The 17529-nt window shown below is 64.5% G+C and carries 15 protein-coding genes and 2 pseudogenes; 11 read left to right on the top strand and 6 right to left on the bottom strand.

All coding sequences use genetic code 11. The annotated features are described in order from the left end of the window. Window positions 1–35 precede the first annotated feature (35 nt). The gene (locus LuPra_RS33230; RefSeq protein ID WP_234800998.1) at window positions 36–542 is read left to right on the top strand and encodes a TolB family protein; all 507 of its coding nucleotides are present in this window, start codon (window positions 36–38) and stop codon (window positions 540–542) included. Window positions 543–650: 108 nt separating this feature from the next. Here the strand turns inward: LuPra_RS33230 and LuPra_RS34485 are convergent. Continuing rightward, window positions 651–845, bottom strand: a pseudogene (locus tag LuPra_RS34485) (IS5/IS1182 family transposase); the annotation flags it as partial. A gap of 328 nt (window positions 846–1173) precedes the next feature. Here LuPra_RS34485 and LuPra_RS13335 point away from each other — a divergent pair. The 3 genes and pseudogenes from LuPra_RS13335 to LuPra_RS13325 all read left to right on the top strand — a co-directional run. Next, window positions 1174–1878 (top strand): M20 metallopeptidase family protein, encoded by a 705-nt coding sequence (locus tag LuPra_RS13335; RefSeq protein ID WP_335340784.1) that lies wholly within the window; start codon window positions 1174–1176, stop codon window positions 1876–1878. A 193-nt stretch (window positions 1879–2071) separates the two neighbouring features. Continuing rightward, window positions 2072–2932 (top strand): 2-amino-5-chloromuconate deaminase CnbZ, encoded by an 861-nt coding sequence (gene cnbZ / locus LuPra_RS34770; RefSeq protein WP_470368380.1) that lies wholly within the window; start codon window positions 2072–2074, stop codon window positions 2930–2932. A 484-nt stretch (window positions 2933–3416) separates the two neighbouring features. Next, window positions 3417–3664, top strand: a pseudogene (locus tag LuPra_RS13325) (IS630-like element ISCARN69 family transposase); the annotation flags it as partial. A 23-nt stretch (window positions 3665–3687) separates the two neighbouring features. Here LuPra_RS13325 and LuPra_RS13320 read toward each other — a convergent pair. Together LuPra_RS13320 and LuPra_RS31870 are read right to left on the bottom strand one after the other, a co-directional pair. Further along, window positions 3688–4221, bottom strand: a complete 534-nt coding sequence (locus LuPra_RS13320; protein ID WP_157899125.1) for a YybH family protein — start codon at window positions 4219–4221, stop codon at window positions 3688–3690. Window positions 4222–4775: 554 nt separating this feature from the next. After that, a complete protein-coding gene (locus LuPra_RS31870) occupies window positions 4776–5537 on the bottom strand; it encodes a VOC family protein (RefSeq protein WP_157899124.1) in 762 nt (253 codons plus the stop codon). A gap of 258 nt (window positions 5538–5795) precedes the next feature. Here LuPra_RS31870 and LuPra_RS34480 point away from each other — a divergent pair, with 258 nt between their 5' ends. The 6 genes from LuPra_RS34480 (at window position 5796) to LuPra_RS13285 (ending at window position 12445) form a co-directional block, all read left to right on the top strand. Further along, on the top strand, window positions 5796–5996 hold the full coding sequence (locus tag LuPra_RS34480) for an ECF-type sigma factor (RefSeq protein WP_110171201.1): 201 nt from the start codon (window positions 5796–5798) through the stop codon (window positions 5994–5996). Then, window positions 5948–6301 carry an ECF-type sigma factor gene (locus LuPra_RS13305; RefSeq protein ID WP_110171200.1) on the top strand — a complete coding sequence of 118 codons (354 nt, stop codon included), beginning with the start codon at window positions 5948–5950 and terminating at the stop codon, window positions 6299–6301. The genes LuPra_RS34480 and LuPra_RS13305 overlap by 49 nt, the downstream gene beginning before the upstream one ends. Before the next feature lie 105 nt (window positions 6302–6406). Then, complete coding sequence (locus LuPra_RS13300) at window positions 6407–8824, top strand: serine/threonine-protein kinase (protein ID WP_157899122.1); 2418 nt, start codon at window positions 6407–6409, stop codon at window positions 8822–8824. Between the two features lie 827 nt (window positions 8825–9651). Continuing rightward, entirely contained in the window at window positions 9652–9828 is a 177-nt protein-coding gene (locus tag LuPra_RS31865) for a hypothetical protein (protein WP_157899121.1), read from the top strand. Between the two features lie 408 nt (window positions 9829–10236). Beyond that, window positions 10237–11292, top strand: coding sequence for a TIM barrel protein (locus LuPra_RS13290; RefSeq protein ID WP_237050911.1), 1056 nt, complete (start codon window positions 10237–10239; stop codon window positions 11290–11292). 10 nt (window positions 11293–11302) lie between these two features. Further along, window positions 11303–12445: a Gfo/Idh/MocA family protein gene (locus LuPra_RS13285; RefSeq protein ID WP_110171198.1), complete on the top strand. Its 1143-nt coding sequence runs from the start codon at window positions 11303–11305 to the stop codon at window positions 12443–12445. Window positions 12446–12915: 470 nt separating this feature from the next. Here the strand turns inward: LuPra_RS13285 and LuPra_RS13280 are convergent, their stop codons facing one another. Beyond that, window positions 12916–13635: an FHA domain-containing protein gene (locus LuPra_RS13280; protein ID WP_157899120.1), complete on the bottom strand. Its 720-nt coding sequence runs from the start codon at window positions 13633–13635 to the stop codon at window positions 12916–12918. A 101-nt stretch (window positions 13636–13736) separates the two neighbouring features. Between LuPra_RS13280 and LuPra_RS13275 the strand changes: the two genes are divergently transcribed. Beyond that, complete coding sequence (locus LuPra_RS13275) at window positions 13737–14330, top strand: hypothetical protein (protein WP_110171196.1); 594 nt, start codon at window positions 13737–13739, stop codon at window positions 14328–14330. Between the two features lie 5 nt (window positions 14331–14335). On the opposite strand, the gene LuPra_RS13270 is transcribed toward LuPra_RS13275, so the two are convergent. Next, complete coding sequence (locus tag LuPra_RS13270; protein WP_110171195.1) at window positions 14336–16906, bottom strand: serine/threonine-protein kinase; 2571 nt, start codon at window positions 16904–16906, stop codon at window positions 14336–14338. Between the two features lie 222 nt (window positions 16907–17128). After that, a complete protein-coding gene (locus LuPra_RS34475; protein WP_418001415.1) occupies window positions 17129–17524 on the bottom strand; it encodes a transposase in 396 nt (131 codons plus the stop codon). Between the last annotated feature and the right edge of the window lie 5 nt (window positions 17525–17529).

Here is a 17529-nt window from a genome sequence, read left to right as displayed (position 1 = left end):
ACGTGTCGGACTCTTCATACCCGGGAAACAACGACGTGAGCGTGCTGACGCTCGACGGAAAGAAAGAGACTAGGCCGCTGCTCACCACAGCGTTCACCGAGGGCCCGGCGGACCTCTCACCTGACGGACGATGGCTCGCCTACCAGCAGTCGGACGGGGCCGGCCGCAGGGAGATCTACATCAGCCCGTTTCCAGATGTGGGCAGCAAGCGCCGGCTCGTGTCACTGGGCACGCAACCGGTGTGGGCACAGAACGGACGCGAGCTCTTTTACATCGCTGCTTCGGGAATGCTGACCAGTGTGACCATTCGCACATCACCCGAGCCCGGCGTGGTGTCATCGGCGGAGCTGTTCTCCACGAAGCAATACTTCTCCGCCAGTCAGGGACGCAGCTACGATGTGTGGCCCGACCGCCAGCGGTTCTTGTTCATAAAGGACGCGCCTGGGGCGGACCGTAGCCTGCCTGACAACGCGACCCGGGGCAGTCTCGTGGTTGTTCTGAGCTGGGTTGAAGAGTTGAAAGCGCGCGTGGCCAAGAACTGAGCACCGCTGGCAGCGGTTGCTGCATGATGGCGACCGGCGAGTCAATCGACGACGCGGCTTCGTACTGCGAGCAGTGGACCTCGCTAACGGTCGGTGGCAACCTACCCGGAGCGTCAGGGCGGTCTCCATCGCCAGATCCGAGAACCGCTGCTGCCCGCCCGGTCGACCGGATGGCGGAACGATCCAGGCAGCCCTGGCCTCAGGCGACAGCCACAGCGTCACGTCGCCCCGACTGACAAGGGCGCGTTCGTACACCCGCCCATCGCCGCTCAGCAGTCTCTTGGGCGCGATCCCCGGCAAGATCGAGGCGGCGTACACGCCTGGGCCTCCGCTCGCGGTCCGCGGTGATCCGCCGCAATCCCTCGCCGTCTGGGTTGTCCACGATCTCGCAGATCGCGTAAGGCGAGCTCCCGACGATCAATCCATTGTTGTCGGAGTGGGTGGCGCGTAGGGAGACGAAGCGCGAGCGCAGCCAGCGCCCAGGCCGCGCGTGTCCGAGGACGAGTGGTCGCCGCGTCCGAGCGGCTGGTCGGGGCAGCGGCTGTTTTTCGTGAACGATGACAGAAGCCCGCTCGCGAGGGTTCGGTTCTCCCGATCCCGGTGAAGGGCATGAAGATCGCGGTGTCTGCGATTGCCGAGGCCTAAGAGGAGCATCGTTTATCGGGGCACGTCAGACAACGGTATCTCCGCGTTCTTCTACATTACGGTGAAGGGCGTCGGCGGCGCGGGTCACAGCCCCTGGTTGACCAAGGACCCCATCGTCACTGCGGCGCAGATCATCACCAACTTGCAGTCCATCGTCAGCCGACAGGCCAACTTGTCCGAAGGCGTGGCGGTGATCTCGGTCGGGCAGATCAACGCCGGCAACCGCATCAACATCATTCCCGAAGAGGCCACGTTTTCAGGCACCATCCGGACGCTCAATGAAGTGACGCGCACGCAAGTGCACGAGGCTGTGACGCGCATGGCGCAAAAGGTGTCTGAAGCGTCTGGCCTCACTGCGGACGTGAAGATCAACCGCACCACAGCGGTCCTCTACAACAACCCCGACTTGACCTTGCGCATGCTCCCCGCGCTCGAGCGTGCGGCCGGTGCGGGCCGGGTCCTGGAGATGCCACCGGGGCTTGCCGCGGATGATTTCGCCGCCTTTGCTGCCGCGGCGCCGGGCTTCTACTGGTTTCTGAACGCGTCACCGTACGCCGACCGAGCGGGTGCGCCAAACCACTCGCCGTTGTTTGCGGTGGACGAGCAATACCTGAAGACCGGAGTCAAGGCGCTCGTCAACGTGGTGCTGCACTACATGCAGACCTCGGGCGTCGGGCAGCCTGCCCGATGAGCCCCCGGGAACGGGGACTGCGTCGACGCGTGGTGTTTCACGCGAATGGGATCATGCCGACTGGTCTCACGCTGATCGCATTGGCAGGCGCGCTGCCAGCACTCCATCTGTACCGTCACCGCGCTCGCTTCGTACGCGAAGTCGAGCAAACCCGCTAGTCTGCTGCCCGAGCACGTTAGGAACTAGGAACACTATGAAGTCATCACGTCGAGAGTGGTTGATCGGGTCTGGGGCATTTGCCATGAGTGCTCCGGCATTTGCCCCCGCGCCGGCCCTTGCTGTCCTGGCCCAGAGCGATAGATTGATTCCTAATACGCGCGGCGGCTACAGGTTCTTGCCCGGGGTACCGTTCCTTAGCCTCGCGGCGCTCCCCTCCGACGGTTTTGAAATAGTGCGAGCCACCTTGCGCCGCCCTCGCCCGCTCTCTGAAGGGTTGACCGCTATCGAGAAATACCTGCCGGAGGTGGGACGGCCCCTGCACGCCTTGTGCGGGCTAGAACTCCGATCTGGGCACCAGACCACTCGCGCCGAGTTCGCCGCGTTCAACAGCGCTTACATTGAGCGTATGCGCATGGCCGGGCTCCTAGTCGGCCACAGCGTGCCCATGACACGCACCAACGTGGCGATGGCGGGCATGGGCGAGCATCAGATCTACGCCTTCTCCTACACCGTGCCGCTGTCACGTACCGAGCCGAAGCCGTCACCGACCTTCGTGGTGGCCGCGGTGGCCGAGGTGCGCAACCTCGCCTCCCGGCCAGAGGTCGTGGCCGCTGGAGATACGTCCCTCGAAGGGCTGCGCCAGAAGACGGCCTTCGTGTTAGAGGAGCTCGAGGGCCGGCTGCGACTCCTCGGGCTCAGATGGGGCGATGTGACGGGCACACAGCTTTATACCGTGTACGACATGCACCCCCTCATGGCGAGCTTGATACTGCCGAAGCTGGGCGAGGCGGCGCGGATTGGTGTGCAGTGGTATCACGCGCAGCCGCCGGTGGTCGGGAGCGAAATAGAGGTAGACGTTCGAGCGACACGAATGGAACTCACGATCAATATTTAACGCGGGCGCGACCTTGCAATGCGATGGACCGGACGCGCAAATCAGCGGGTCTTTCATCTTCCACGTTCCGTAGGCGCCGGTTGTCGCAGGCGTTAGCCGACACAAAAGTCGTCCTGTACCCCGTCGCTCCGGTAATTGCGATCCCCGAGAGCGCGCCGGGGCGGGTCAAGGGCGCGCAGCGGCGAAGCGGACTCTTGACGCGCCCAGTTCCGGTGGCTGCCTAGGCGTACAGCAGGCGCCGGCCTTTCGGTTCAGGTATGGGGCGACCTGCTGCGGCTGCCGCATCGAGCCAGGGTCACGTCGCCCCGACTGACGAGGGCGCGCTCGTACACCCGCCAATTGCCGACCCGATAGTGCGTCTTGTACGTGGGATGCACCCGCGACTTCATCACCAGATCATGCGGCGTGGGCCGCCCACCACCCCAACGCTCGACAGCCGCCTCCCTCAGGGACGGTCCACACCATGCACCAACGCCCAACAACGCCGCGATTCCACGTGTACTTCACGCCGGCCAGCAGCTCCTGGCTCAACATGGTCGAACGCTTCTTCCGCGACCTCACGCAGCGACGTTTGCGGCGTGGCGTATTTCGCGATGTCGAGGAACTGATCATGGCCATCGGCGACTACGTCGGTCAGCACAATGACCAGCTCAAGCTTTCATCTGGACCGCGTCGGCGAAGGGCATCCTCGCGAAGGTCGCGCGGGCGCGATCGGCACAAGACAACCGCTAAGATTTCGGCCGCACGACGCTAGTCTAGCGTCGTGTGCCCCACGCCGACACAAAGCGCACCGCAACGACCTTCCATTCGGCGCCGACCTTCAGCGCAACGAACGTCGAGTGGCCGACGCCGATCTCCGATCCATCCGGGTTGTACATGGTGTAGGTGTGGTCGACTATGCCGGTGGCATCGGAGAAGAGGATCGGTCGGACCTTCATTGTCTTCGCATATGTGCCCTTTGCACTGCCCTTGAAGCCGTCTGCGAAGAACTTGAGCAGCTCGTCGCGCGTGGTGGACTGCACCATGCCGTCCGGCAGGCTGACACGGTCGACCGCTTCGGCGAATAGTGGCCGCATCGCCTCGGCATCATTGGCATTGCGGGCTGCCGTCCAACGCTCGACGATCGATGAAAGAGCGCGCTCCTCAGCGTCGGACCTCGCCTGACGCGCGTCCGCGATACCGCTCACGAAGAGGGCAAGGAACATGAACAGTGCAGCATGTCGTCGTTTGTACATGTCGCGCAAGGTACTCCGAGCCGTGTTGGCAAAACATTGGCGGATCGTCGCCACTCTATTCGGCAGTCTGATCGAACCACATTCGCCGTGGCGAGGCCATTGGCCTGATCGCACAAGCCCGCACCGTCAGATACAGCAGGGCTGTCCGAGGACGCTTCGAACTTCGCGCGTGAATTCTCGTCCGCGAGGATGCGAGCGGCGACCACCTCGAGAATGCCGCCGATCCCAGACATGGTTCTGCCGCAGGCGTGTCGCGGGATCAGCCGCGAGTGGAATCAAGTGTCGACATGGGGAGCGCGCCTGGCTGGCCCGCAGCTCAGCCAAGGTGCCAGCGATTGACGTGGACGTCCTTGCGCCTCAAGGCATTGCCGGCGAGTGCGCGCTGACAAAAAGTATCAATCCCAGTGTGGGGGGACATCTGGGGGTACGGATCTCAGCAGCAACAATACATAAGTCGATGAATGCCAGTTGCTTAGACTATTGTCGTTCGACTCCCGCCGCCTCCACCAATCGTCCACAGCAGTCCACAGGCGTCCATGGCGGTCCATGGACGTCCAGCTCTGCCTGACGACTCGAGGTGCCTGGCGTTGCAGCGACGCGACAACGCATTAGCTATCGTTAAGCTCAAGTGCTGCCGCCTCCATTGCCGACGTAATCGGCCGCGGGTCATAGTAAGGGCGCGCCTCGACGATCAGGCCATCCACCACGCGGAACCAGTCGAACGCGGGGATGGTGCCGTGGACGGTGTCGAGCTCAAACCGCGTAGCGACGCATTCGCCCTCGCTCATCATCTGCTGGATGCGAACGTCCTTGATGATGGGGAAGACCCCCCGGAGGAACTGTCGCACGTCTTCTGCACCGTCGATTCGCGGTCCGAGCGGCCCTTGGAACCGAACCGAGGGCGAGAAGGGCACCTGGTCGACGTTTCCGCGCCGCAATCCCTCGAAATAGGCATCGACGGCGGCCAGGCGCGGGTTCGGCGCCATGTACAGCTCCCACGCGATCCGGTCCGGATCCTTGAAGGCGACATATCGCCGGTCGAAAAGCGGGTCCAGCCTCACTCCCGTGTTCTCGACGGCAGCGTCGGCAAGCGCTTTCGCCACGCGCTCGAGTTCCTTCTCGTCGGTGCATCCCAGCGCGACGTGATCAAGCCCTGCGCGGAAGGGGTTAAACACGTCGTTGGCGGGCGTCCCCTCTTCCGGGCCGCGAACCGCGACTGCCGTGCTGCCGGCCAGGAACAGGAACAACGTCGTGCTCTCGTGCACAACAGGAAAGCCCAGGGTGTCGCCGTAGAAGCGTCGCGACCGCAGGAGATTCGTTGACCGCAGTGCGAGGTGGTGGATACCGGGCGTCGAAATGGCTATGGTCATGATGTTCCTCCAGAGGTCACTCACGAGATACGCGCCCCCTCTGGCCCCGAATCGGCCACTCTGCGGTATCATCGCCCCGCACCGACCGACAACACACGCCGACCGCATCGCCGAGCACGAGGTGGTCGAGGCTGGGCGACACCATGAGCGACAGGCGTTCTCGACGTCTGCCTGTCTTGGCAGAACCGGCGGCCCGTCACGAGGCACGTCGACTCTTCATAGCGTGATGCGCAGGATGATGTCCCAGTAGTATCAGCGATGGAGCGCGCGATCGATGCGGTGGTCTTGGCGCGCTACGGCGAGTTCCGACGGCTAGCCCATCACTACATGCGCAGCGAGCGTGCCGGCCACACGCTGCAGACGGCGGCGCTGGTCCATGAGGCGTACCGGGACTCGCGGCTGTCGATCGGATGCAGGTCCGCGAACGCGGCCACTTCGTCGCGATGGCGGCGACCATGATGCGCCGGCTTCTGGTCGACCACGCCCGTGCGTACATGCGAGACCAGTGCGGAGGTGGCGTCCCGGTGACATCGCTTCACGATGACGTTGTCGTTTCGCAAGACACGGTGGACATCGTGGCCATGGACGTCGCGCCGGAGCAACTCGTGCGGCTGGACGAGCAGCAGGCCCGCGTCGTAGGGCTGCGCTTCTTCGGCGGCATAGCCGTCGAGGAAACTGCGGACGTTCTAGACATTTCGCCCAGGACTGTCAAGCGCGTTTGGGCCATTTGCGAAAGCTGGCTTCACAAGGCACTGACCGGCTAGAAAGGTTCGTCGCGGGTCATGGACGCTCACCCCGAGGACAGGACGCGCGTAAAGGCGGTGCTCCAGAGGGCAATGGAGCTCGAAGGTGCGGCTCGGAGTACGTACGTGGCCGACGCCTGCGCGCACGATGCGGAGGTGTGTCAGCAGGTGGAGCGATTGCTTGCCGCGCACGACCGCGCCCCGACATCCGTCGTGCCGCCGGCGCTCACGATGATCGATGTGCCGCCCGACGCCCTCGTCGGGCAGATCGTCTCGATCTATCGGATCGAGGAGCTCCTCGGCAGGGGTGGCATGGGCGAGGTCTACAAGGCCCACGACGCAAAGTTGAACCGGCCGGTCGCATTGAAGTTGCTGGCGATCAACCTTGCACACGACACGGAACGACTGCGACGATTCCGCGTCGAAGCCCTCGCGCTTTCATCGCTGAACCACCCTCACATCCTCGTCGTGCACGACATCGGCGACCACGACGGCCGCCCGTTCATCGTCACCGAATACGTCGAGGGGCTGACTCTGCGTCAGCGCCTAATGGGCGCCGGCGCGCTGCCGATGCGCGACCTGATCGACGTGGCGGTGCAGATCTCGTCCGCGCTGATGGCCGCGCACCTTAGCGGTGTGCTGCATCGCGACATCAAGCCGGAGAACGTCATGATCCGGCCCGATGGCTACGTGAAGGTGCTCGATTTCGGACTCGCCAAGTTGGCCGGCCAGCACGATCACGATGACGCAGTGCAGTGGCGGACCAGGCAGGGCCTCATCATGGGCACCCCGCAATACATGTCGCCAGAACAGGCACGCGCCGAGCAGGTCGACTTCCGATCCGATCAGTTCTCCTTCGGTGCGTTGCTGTACGAACTGGCGACCGGACGCCCCGCCTTCGCGCGCCGCTCGCTCATCGAAACTGCCGCGGCCGTGATCAACGATCAGCCTGACGCGCTCGGCCGCGTGTGTCCGCAGATGCCGCCGACGCTTTGCATAGCCATCCAGCGGTGCATGGAGAAGGAGCCATCCAGACGGTACGACACGACCCGCGACATGCACCGCGATCTCCTCGCGGTGCGGGAGCACCCGATGGAAGTCACTAGGGCAACGTCGCCGATTCCCGGGTGCGATGCGATTGTCGTCATGCCACTCAGAATCCTGCGAAGCCATCCCGACGCCGACTTCCTCGCATTCAGCCTGCCAGACGCAATTGCCGCGTCACTGGCCGATCGGCACACTATTGCCGTGCGGGCGCCGCTGGCCGTCCAGCGGCATGGCGGGGCCGACGCCGACCTCGTGACACTTGCCGACGCGATGGCCGCGCAGTTTGCCCTGACCGGCACGCTGGCGTGTGTCGAGGGTCGCATTGCTGTCCGACTGCAGCTGCTGGCGATACCGGCCGGAACCGTGATGTGGTCGGACGCGCGCGTCGCTACGTTGCAGGAGATGTTCGAGCTGCAGGACGCAGTGGCGGCCCACGTCGCGCTCACGCTACCAGGCAGCGTCGTGGCAACGCATGTCGGAGCGCAGCTCCGGCGTGATGTGCCGAACAGTGCCGGCGGGTACGCGTTTTATCTCCGTGCGAACCAGCTGGCCTACGAGGTCAGCCATTGGCACGAGGCACGCGACCTCTACCGTGCGTGTCTCGACGCCGACCCGCTGTACGCCCCAGCCTGGGCACGCCTCGCGCGGTGCGAACGCCTGATCGGGAAGTTCTCCGCGTCTGCCGACGAGTCCAAGGCCTGCCTAGCCAGTGCCCGGGAGGCGTTCGAGCGAGCGCTGGCGCTGAATCCGGATCTGGCGGTCGGCCACAGCTTCCATGCAGAGCTCCTGATCGATGTCGGCCGCGCCGACGACGCCATGCGGCTGCTCCTCGAACGGTTGGTAATCCGGCCGAACGATCCCGACCTGTACGCTGGGCTTGTGCCCGCGCTGCGGTTTTGCGGCCTGCTCGACGAGTCGGTGGCTGCCCACGCTCGCACTCGCTCGCTGGATCCGACCGTGCCCACGAGCATTCACCACACCTGGTGGATGAAAGGGGAGTACAGGCGGGCGCTCGCCGAGACCTATGGCGACATCGGCTACATGCAGGGCCTCGCGCTGGCCTCGCTCGGCCGCGAACGAGAGGCAGTGGCAGCGCTGCGCCGGCGCGAAGGCGAGACCACCGAAAGCCGCATTCGCCCCTATCTGGCCTCCCTGCGCGCGCTGCTCGAGAACGATCGCGACAAAAGCCTCGCCGCTCTGGAAAGCGCCTCGGCGTTGCAGATTGATGCCGAGGCCCTGTACTACCTGGCCCGCACGTTCGCGCGTCTTGGCGAGGGCGACCGTGCCGCGCGCGAACTGCAGCGCGTCGTCGAGGGCGGCTTCTGGTGCCACCACGCATTCGAGCGCGATCGATGGCTCGACCCGATTCGCCCCAGAGGAGACGTCCAGCAACTCCTCGAACGGGCGCGTGAGCAGGCCCAACTCGCGCGGGCGTCGTTCGTGAGGTGGCGAGGCCCGAGCCTCCTCGGTCTCGCGATCACCAACGCGTCCAGATGACATTTCGGCGGTTTGATCTCGTGGACACCTTCGCGAAGGTGGAGCGAGCGCCGTTAGGGTGTCCTCGCCGTTGACCCTGCTGTTTCCAAGGACATTCAACCATCTCGCGCGCGAGTTCTCGCCATCGAAGGTTCGGGCGGGTGCAGGACGGCGTCGGAGGCCGGGCCTGCTCCACCAGGCTTCGATCATCGAGTTGGAGACCTTCAGCTCCGTCATGGCGAGCAGACGCCGCAGCACGCCCGTGGCCAGCAGTGCGGCGATCTGGGCGTTGACGTTCTCTACACCGGCGTCGGCCAACACTACTGGGACCCCTTGTGAGACGGTGACGCGCTGCGACGCCGCGAGGAGGACGCGACGCTGTTGCCTGGGGCGAACGCACCGGCCACATGCCACGCCAGAAATCCGTCGCGAGAAGTTGTCGATGACGGCGTGCACGTAGGCGCGGGTGCCGTCGAGGAGACGGATCACCGTGGCGTCGATGTGCCACATCTCGTCGGGGCGTGTCGTCCGCACACCCATCTTCGGCTTCCTCGGATGCACGCGCAGCCGCGGGCGTCGCCATCCGTGCCTCCGCACGAGCCGATACCACGTCGAGGGCGAGGCGCAGACGGTGCCGAGTCGCTGCGCGAGGACCGCACGCGTCCGCGTCGGCACGTGACGGTAGGCCGCCGAGGTCACCATCGCCTCGATCTCGCCGCGTGAGTCGCTGCGGTGAGGAACGGGGACATGATGCCTGATCATCGAGCACACACGCGCGCTGCCGGCGGCGCCAGGCGTGAAACCGGCTCGGCGACAGTTGCAGGAACCGCAGGCTCCCTCGCAGCGGCATGCACGTGCGGGCGCGATCGGCCGCGCGGCATCCGCGCCTTGGCAGGTCCGTCCGGCAGACGCTCGCCGGTGAGCCATCGCTCGCCGCGTGGTCGCACGAGAAGCGCGAGCCGGAGCAGGGCCGCCAGCTTCTCGACACGTCGCTGCAGCGTCAGGATCTCCTGGCGAAGTTCTGAGTCCGTGAGGTCTGTTCCCCGTAGACCCACCACCTGATGCGGCGAAGCGCAGAGCCACGCACGCGCCGTCGATCGCGGGACAGCGCGATTCGTGGCGATGCGGAGCTGGCCCGTGCGTCGGACGAGTTCCCGGAGTCGATGGTCATAGCGCTGCTGTCGGCGGAAGGGGGTGGGCATACCTGATCATCGCCGCCCGCTCAATGCCCAAGGTACACGCGACCTCTGGCAGCCTGGCGACAACTCTCGCGGCGGCGTGCCGAATGTCCTGGCGCACAGCACGGTTGCTTCCCGCGGTCGCCTTGGTCGACAGGATGACGAGAACTCGCGCGTCAGACTCCACAATGTCCGTGCAGGCAGCTCGGTTCCTTTGCCACGGGCAAACAGTCGTGCTACCCGAGATTCGCACCCATGAACAGCGTGGAGGTCATCATGGCAAATGCATTTCCAAAACTACACAACGCGGCCTGGCCGGGAATGGTCGGAAAGGGCGGCACAGAGCCCGGCGCGGACCCGGTCATTTCCCAGGATCGCATGATCGAGCTGACGGCCAACGCCTCCGTGGACGGCGTCACGTTCGACGGCATCGATCTGTTTCTCTCCCTCCCGCACACCGACTTGGACAGCACCGACGACGATCTCAAGAAGCTGGCCGAGAAGGTCGGTTCCAAAGGCCTCGTGATCGGTTCGCTGGTCGCGCCCATCTGGGGCGGCGGTGGCGCCTTCGGCACCGAAGAGGATCGCAAGAACTACCTGTCCGCGCTCACCAAGTCCTGCGCCATTGGCAAGAAGCTGAACGATATCGGCATCCGCAAGTACGGGATCATTCGCATTGATACCGCCAACAGCCCTGCCAACTTCGCCAAGGATCCGATCGAGAACCAGAAGCGCAACATCGCGACCATCAAGGAAGCGGCCCGCATCGCCGAGAGCTTCGGCGAGAAGCTCGCCATCGAAGGCGAGATCTGCTGGGGCGGCATGCATGGCTGGAAGTCGCTGCTGGAGCTGCTCGAAGGCGTGGGCCATCCCCAGACTGTCGGCATCCAGGCGGACATGGCGCATACCCTGCTGTTCATGCTCGGCTACAACGCCGAAGAGGACGCGCTGGTACCCAAGGGATTCAACTGGGAGAAGGACGCGTTCGACAAGGGCTACAAGGCCCTCACCGACAAACTGCGCCCCTGGGTCAAGGATTTCCACGTGGCGCAGAACGACGCGACCGCGTTCGGTTCCGGTTCCCACGACAAGACCGGGCGCCACTGCCCCGTGGATGATAAGAACGGCAAGCTGGACATCCCCTACCATGCGGGTTTCTGGCTGCGCGACAACAACAAGCAGCACATCGACATCAAGCACATGTGCTGGGACGGCTGCATGTTCCCCAACTCGGCGATGGAACAGCCGGAGACCTGGAACAAGATCCTGGGCGCGATGAATGCGGTCCGGGAAAAGCACGGCTGGAACTGAGGTAAAGCACATGTTCAAGAAGAACCTCAACGTAGGCATGGTCGGGTACGGCTTCATGGGCCGCACCCATAGCAATGCGTTCCGCAAGGTCTCGAACTTCTTCGAGAACGAACATCAGCCCGTCCTCAAGGCCATCTGCGGCCGCAGCGAGGCCAACACCCGCGCCTTCGCAGACACGTGGGGCTACGAATCCATCGAGACCGATTGGCCCAAGCTCGTCGAGCGCAAGGATATCGACGTCATCGACATCTGCACGCCCAACGACAGCCACATGGAGATCGCCATCGCGGCCGCCCAGGCCGGCAAGATGATCATGTGCGAGAAGCCGCTCGCCCTTGACACCGCCCAAGGTGAGAAGATGGTCGCGGCCGTCGAAGGCGCCAAGGTGCTCAACACCGTCTGGTACAACTACCGCCGCATCCCGGCGGTCACCATGGCCAAGCAGCTCATCGACGAAGGCCGTCTCGGCCGCATTTTCCATTACCGCGCCAACTTCCTGCAGGATTGGACCATCTCGGCCGATCTGCCTCAGGGCGGCGCGGGCCTCTGGCGCCTGGACGCGGCGGCGGCGGGTTCCGGCGTGACCGGCGACCTGTTGGCGCATTGCATTGATACCGCCATCTGGCTCAACGGCTCCCTGAACGGCGTTTCGGGCATGACCGAGACCTTCATCAAGGAACGCAGGCACACCGTGACCGGCAAAGTCGAGAAGGTCAATATCGATGACGCCTGCGCCTTCCTGGCCCGCTTCCAGAACGGTTCGCTCGGCCTCTTCGAGTCCACGCGTTACGCGCGCGGGCACAAGGCCCTGTACACCTTCGAGATCAACGGCGAGCATGCTTCCATCAAATGGGATCTGCACGACCTGCATCGCCTGGACTGGTTCGATCATCGCGACGAGAGCAAGCTGCGCGGCTGGAAGTCCATCCACATCACGGATGGCGATCAGCCGTACATGAAGAACTGGTGGGTGCCCGGATTGCAGATCGGGTACGAGCATTCGTTCGTCCACCACGTTGCCGATTTCCTCGCCAACCTGGCGGGCAACAAGTCGACCAGCCCCACCTTCCGCGAAGCCCTGGAAACCACCCGCGTGTGCGATGCGGTGCTGGCGTCGGCCAAGTCGAACCAATGGCAGGAAGTCGGCCGCTAAAAGCCTGCCGTACGGATAGAAACGCGGCGCCCAGATCTCCGCCGACTCTGGCACGCGCGGGAGTGCTGCTGTCCGTGCACACTCACGACGGCATTAGCCGAAGCGCCGAGCCACCCACGCGCCGTTGATGGTGGGACGCCGCGATCTGTGGCAAGGCGGAGCTCGCCCGTGCGCCGAACCCAGTTCCCGTAGTCGATGGTCATAGCGCTGCTGCCGGCGGATTGAGGTGGTCATGCCGTCATCATCGCTATCCGATGGCAAAGGCACACGGAGTCCCCGGCAGCCTGGCGACAACTCGCGCTGCGGCGGGCGGAATGTCCTGGCGCACAGCACGGTAAGTGTTCTCGAACGAGACGTTCGAAAATGGAATCGCGAGACCGTGGACAACGCAGACCTTTCCGCGGTGGTGCGAGCCCCACGCGTGCTGTTGGCCGTTTTACGCGATCGCTGAGTTGACCGCCGGCAGGAGATCAGCGGACTGACTTCGTCGACGCTGGCGCGCTCACCGAGTGGAAAATCAACATGACGGCGCCCACTCGGATCGCATCTCCGTGGTCGAGGCTCGAGACTTTGTCGATCCGTGTCTCTCCGATGAACGTACCGTTCCTGCTGCCAAGGTCCTCGACCGTCGCGCGCGGTCCCGCAATGCTGATCACGGCGTGGCGCCGCGACACGCTTGGTGAATCCAGGTACACGTCAGCGTCCGGATCCCGTCCAACCACATACTCGCCCTCCTGCAACGTGAGGGATTGGCCATCGACGATCAGTCGATAGATGCGGTCGGCGGCGGGCGCTCTTTTCAAAGGATCGTCGGTCCCGCCGCGGTGCCGGAAGGCATAGCCGATTCGGTGCGCGGTCCGGACGAAGCGCGGATTGGACGGATCGTCGCCGAGCGCGTCCCGTATCTCTGAGATGAGGTTCGCCAGATTCTTGTCGACGACGAATCTGTCGGGCCACAAACGCTCCTGCAGCTCAGTCTTTGTGACCACTCGTGGTCGATTCGCGATCAGAATCGAGAGGAGCTCGAAGGCCTTCGGCGTGAGATTCACAGGCCGACCGATGCGGCGGAGCTCCCGAGTCCCCGTGTCGAGCACGAACTGATCGAAAGCAACGCGCATCAGGTCGGCCCCCAACTCCTGAACTAATCCTGAAGAACTGCGACCTCGCTCCTGCGACTTGCGGCCGTGCACCACATACCCTCTCGTTACGCCATGGCGCTACTGAAGGCACAGGCTTTCAGTGGCTGCGAATTGGGCGCGAGGAGACCATCATGCGAACAGGAACCTTACTCATGGCCGCAGCGACGCTGACCGTTCTCGCAATCTCCGCTCCCGCTCGGGCGCAAATTCATGTGCTCATCCCCGGCGACATTGAACCTCCCATCTATGCCGATCTGGATCGCGGGTTCCAGCCACACACCGACGAGTGGGCCGCCATCGTCTTCTATCGATCGCCGGAGTGCATTCCAGAAGAATTCAACCTTCTGGACTTCCTGGACTTCTCGGGCAACCCGTCCCTGTGCCAGCTCCACATCGCGGGCCGGACCACCTGGGTTAGCCTCGCCGATCCGTATCCCGCCAGCTCACTCTTTCGTGGGACGGGCGCTGTTCCCGTATGGTTCGTCCGATGGCCCGAGCTGCAGGGCGCGGTCGCCGATGACGTGCTGACGATCGGCGAGTTGGCCGCCTTGCCCTCGCTCACCGTAGGTTCCGCATCCTTCTTCCTCGAATCAATCCGCAACGACATTCGCGGCCAGCGCGGTGGAAACGAAACGTTGGTGGCCTCCGGCACGCTCACGGATGGCCGTTCGTTCTTCGTCGAAGTCACGGAAAAGTTTCGGAACGGTGTCCATCTGTTCCCTCACGTCAGCATTGAATTCCGTTGAAGCGATCATCTAAACCGGTCGACGACATACAGGGTCGTCAAGAGGCGTGCGTAGTCGAAGCAGTGGGACGTTCCGTCCGGAGTGATCAGAATGCGCTCGATGTTATCGACCCCGACAGGATCTGCCGGGAACACCGTCTTCGACTCGGTTCGCATGCCAGTCGCGGCATCGATGCGATGGATCTCCGGCGGCCAGCCGTCGTGGCGCACGTACAGATATCGGCCATCCGGGCTCCATTGCAATGGGACATCCATCCGGGACAGAAAGGACATGGGCCGTGGACTTCCTTCATCAACCGGATAAAGAACGTGGCCGGTGGCAGGCGACCGGCCCAGGACGGATCGTCCATCGGGTGTCGCCAGCCCATCGGTCGCAATCCCTTCCGGTGATATGGGGCGCGGCAGAGATCCGTCGTCAACCCGCTGGACGTAGATGCGAGAGCGGCGGTCGCGCTCACGCCCCCCGAAAGCGATCTGTCTGCCGTCGGGGAAGAAATTGGCCTCGCCGATCCCTTGCAATGGACCCGGCGGCAGCGATCTGGATGAGCCAGCTCCGGTGGGCAGGAGAGCAAAGTGTGGCTCGGCTGCCCTGACACCGACGAGCACCGTGCTCCCGTCAGGCGACAGATCCTCCGGGAAGCCCTCTCCGAGGCGGATCGCATCGCTCCCGTCGGTCTTGCGCAGGTACGCCGTGCCCGGAGCGCCCGCGGGTCTGTCCCCCAGGACAACGGTCGTGCCGTCGGCGGAGAGCGCTTCCGGCGCGGACATGTCGAACCACCCCAGCTCGCGCGGAGCTCCCGCTCCCGGTCCAACACAGCAGAAGCCAACGCGACGCGCGTGCGTCGCAACGAGCACGCGGCCGTCGCGGAAGACGTCCTGAATGACGTGCATCTCCGGGTCGATCGTTGTGAGGACGCTCGTCGTCCCGGCCATCGACATCGCCCAGAGCACTGGTGAGGCAAAACGTCGAGTCGCGCTGATCCAGACTTCACGTCCATCCGGCGACCACACCACGTTTCCCACATCGGTCCAATTACTCGACGCGATCGTCCGTCGCGAGCGGTCGAGGACGAGGACCTCGACACCCGTCGGTCCGGGTTGTATCAACGCCACTCGTGCGCCATCCGGTGCCACGCGCACCGCACGGATTCCGCCGAATGGCGACTTGTAGAACTTCGTACCTATCGGAAACTCGACCTGCCCATCGGTTCGCGCCACGACGAGTTTGTCGGTGCCGGGTATCCAGTCCGCGGCGAGGACCTGATCAAGTACGTCGCGAGGGCCCCCACCCGCGAGCGACACACTTGCCAACGTGCCGCCGCTGGGACTGAAGAACTTGAGCGACCTGTAGGTGCCATGCAGGAATGCCAGTTCGCCCGAAGCCGACACTCCGAGCAGCTTCGCATCCGCGATCCCAAGAGCGCGCGACTCTGCGCTGCCCAGGCGCGACATGAATAGCTGATAGGGCTGCCCGTTCCAAGCGGCACTGTAGATGATCGTGGTTCCGTCCGGTGCGAATCGGGCAGAGGTGACCGTCCCGGCGCGAAACGTCAGCTGCGTGAACTGCGGATTCGGAGCGTTGCCGCCGAGGACGCCGCTCGCGATCAGGCCCCACACTGCGATCGCGCCCACAAGCAGTCCAGCGACGCTGCCGATGCCTGCCCAGGCGAGGCGTCGGTCCCCTGCCGGAAGCCGGTGCGGAGTCGCCGGTGTGTCCCGACCGCGACCGTGCCCATTCTCGGCGATCCATCGCAGCTCAGACGCCAGGTCACGGGCCGTCTGCCAGCGCGCTTCAGGATCCTTCGCCAGGGACCGTTCGACTGCGCGATCGAGCGCAGGCGGCACTCCGGAACCGAGACTCGAGAGGCTGGGTGGAGCGCAGGTGAGGATTGCCGCAGCCAGTGCGGCGCGCGTCGGCGCGACGAATGGACGTGCTCCCGACACCATCTCGTACATCACGACGCCGAGCGCAAAAATATCCGCGCGCGCGTCCACGTGGCCACCCGCGACCTGCTCTGGCGCCATGTATGGATAGGTTCCGACCACGGCACCGTCGTCGGTGCGAAGTCCGCTTTGCGTGGAGACCGGCACGTTTGGGTCCGCCCCGACCTCGCGCAACTTCGCCAGACCGAAATCGAGCAGCTTGACGCCGCCGGACGTCAGGACCACGTTGCCGGGCTTGAGGTCGCGGTGGATGACGCCAGCCGTGTGGGCGGCGTCGAGAGCCTCACAGATCTGGATCGCGATGGAGAGCGCCTGATCGAGCCGAATGGCCCCTGCTTCGAACCGCCGCGCAAGCGTTTCGCCCTCGAGGTACTCCATCACGAGGTACGCGAAGCCGTCCTCGTGTCCAATGTCGTATAGCGCACAGATGTGCGGATGACCGACCCGAGAGAGCGCCTGCGCTTCGCGCTCGAGACGCGCGATCGCCAGTGGGTCGGTCGCCTTCAAGATCTTGATGGCGACCATGCGCGAAAGCCGGGTATCGCGCGCGCGGTAGACCTCCCCCATCGCTCCGGCGCCCACCGGAACCACCACCTCATACGGGCCGATCCGCGAACCGGCAGTCAAAGGCATCGAGCGACGGCGTCGAACAGTCTAAGAAAAGCGAAAGCGACGACGTCATCCTACCGCATGTCGCCGCAGATGCTGCCGGCGTCGCCAGGCGTAGAACCGGTTCGGTGACAGATGCAGAAACGCAGGATTCCTCGCGGCGGGATGACGTGCGCGCACCCTTGACGGCGTGCAGGGGCGTTGGTGCATGGCTCACACGGGACTCGCGGCCCCCCAAACACGGCTTCACCGACTGATCCCAGACGACTCGGGCCTGCCAAGCGCGGTCATCCGGTTGAGGACGCGGCAGGCAAGGCCCGCCTCGGCCTCCCGACCACCTCGACTCCGAGCGCGAAGACTATCGCCAATTATGGACTTGTAGCGGAAGAAGGCGTTCTCCACGCGGGCCTGCCGGTGGTAGCCCGAGGCCTTCTCCCATTGCTGCCGCCCGAGCGTTTCCACGTCGCTGATCGTGCAATCGCGAGCCTCCGAGCGTGGACCGCGGCGCGACACCCTTGCCGTCCGGGTCGGCGGCACGACCACCTGCGCGTGTCGCGCACTCGCGGCCTCATAGAAGGCGACGGTGTCGTAGGCGGCGTCCGCCGTGACGCTGGCGACGTCGCCAGCGGTCGCCCCAACCAGATCAG

Source organism: Luteitalea pratensis (genome assembly GCF_001618865.1).
In the GTDB taxonomy this organism is placed as follows: domain Bacteria; phylum Acidobacteriota; class Vicinamibacteria; order Vicinamibacterales; family Vicinamibacteraceae; genus Luteitalea; species Luteitalea pratensis.
This window is presented reverse-complemented; position numbering and strand designations above follow the sequence as displayed.

Bases quoted from the DNA above. Each gene is read 5' to 3' on its own strand.
- cnbZ (WP_470368380.1), top strand. From the start codon at position 2,072: ATGAAGTCATCACGTCGAGAGTGGTTGATCGGGTCTGGGGCATTTGCC.
- LuPra_RS31870 (WP_157899124.1), bottom strand. From the start codon at position 5,537: ATGACCATAGCCATTTCGACGCCCGGTATCCACCACCTCGCACTGCGG.
- LuPra_RS34480 (WP_110171201.1), top strand. From the start codon at position 5,796: ATGGAGCGCGCGATCGATGCGGTGGTCTTGGCGCGCTACGGCGAGTTC.
- LuPra_RS13305 (WP_110171200.1), top strand. From the start codon at position 5,948: ATGCAGGTCCGCGAACGCGGCCACTTCGTCGCGATGGCGGCGACCATG.
- LuPra_RS31865 (WP_157899121.1), top strand. From the start codon at position 9,652: ATGCACGTGCGGGCGCGATCGGCCGCGCGGCATCCGCGCCTTGGCAGG.
- LuPra_RS13290 (WP_237050911.1), top strand. From the start codon at position 10,237: ATGAACAGCGTGGAGGTCATCATGGCAAATGCATTTCCAAAACTACAC.
- LuPra_RS13285 (WP_110171198.1), top strand. From the start codon at position 11,303: ATGTTCAAGAAGAACCTCAACGTAGGCATGGTCGGGTACGGCTTCATG.
- LuPra_RS13275 (WP_110171196.1), top strand. From the start codon at position 13,737: ATGGCCGCAGCGACGCTGACCGTTCTCGCAATCTCCGCTCCCGCTCGG.
- LuPra_RS13270 (WP_110171195.1), bottom strand. From the start codon at position 16,906: ATGCCTTTGACTGCCGGTTCGCGGATCGGCCCGTATGAGGTGGTGGTT.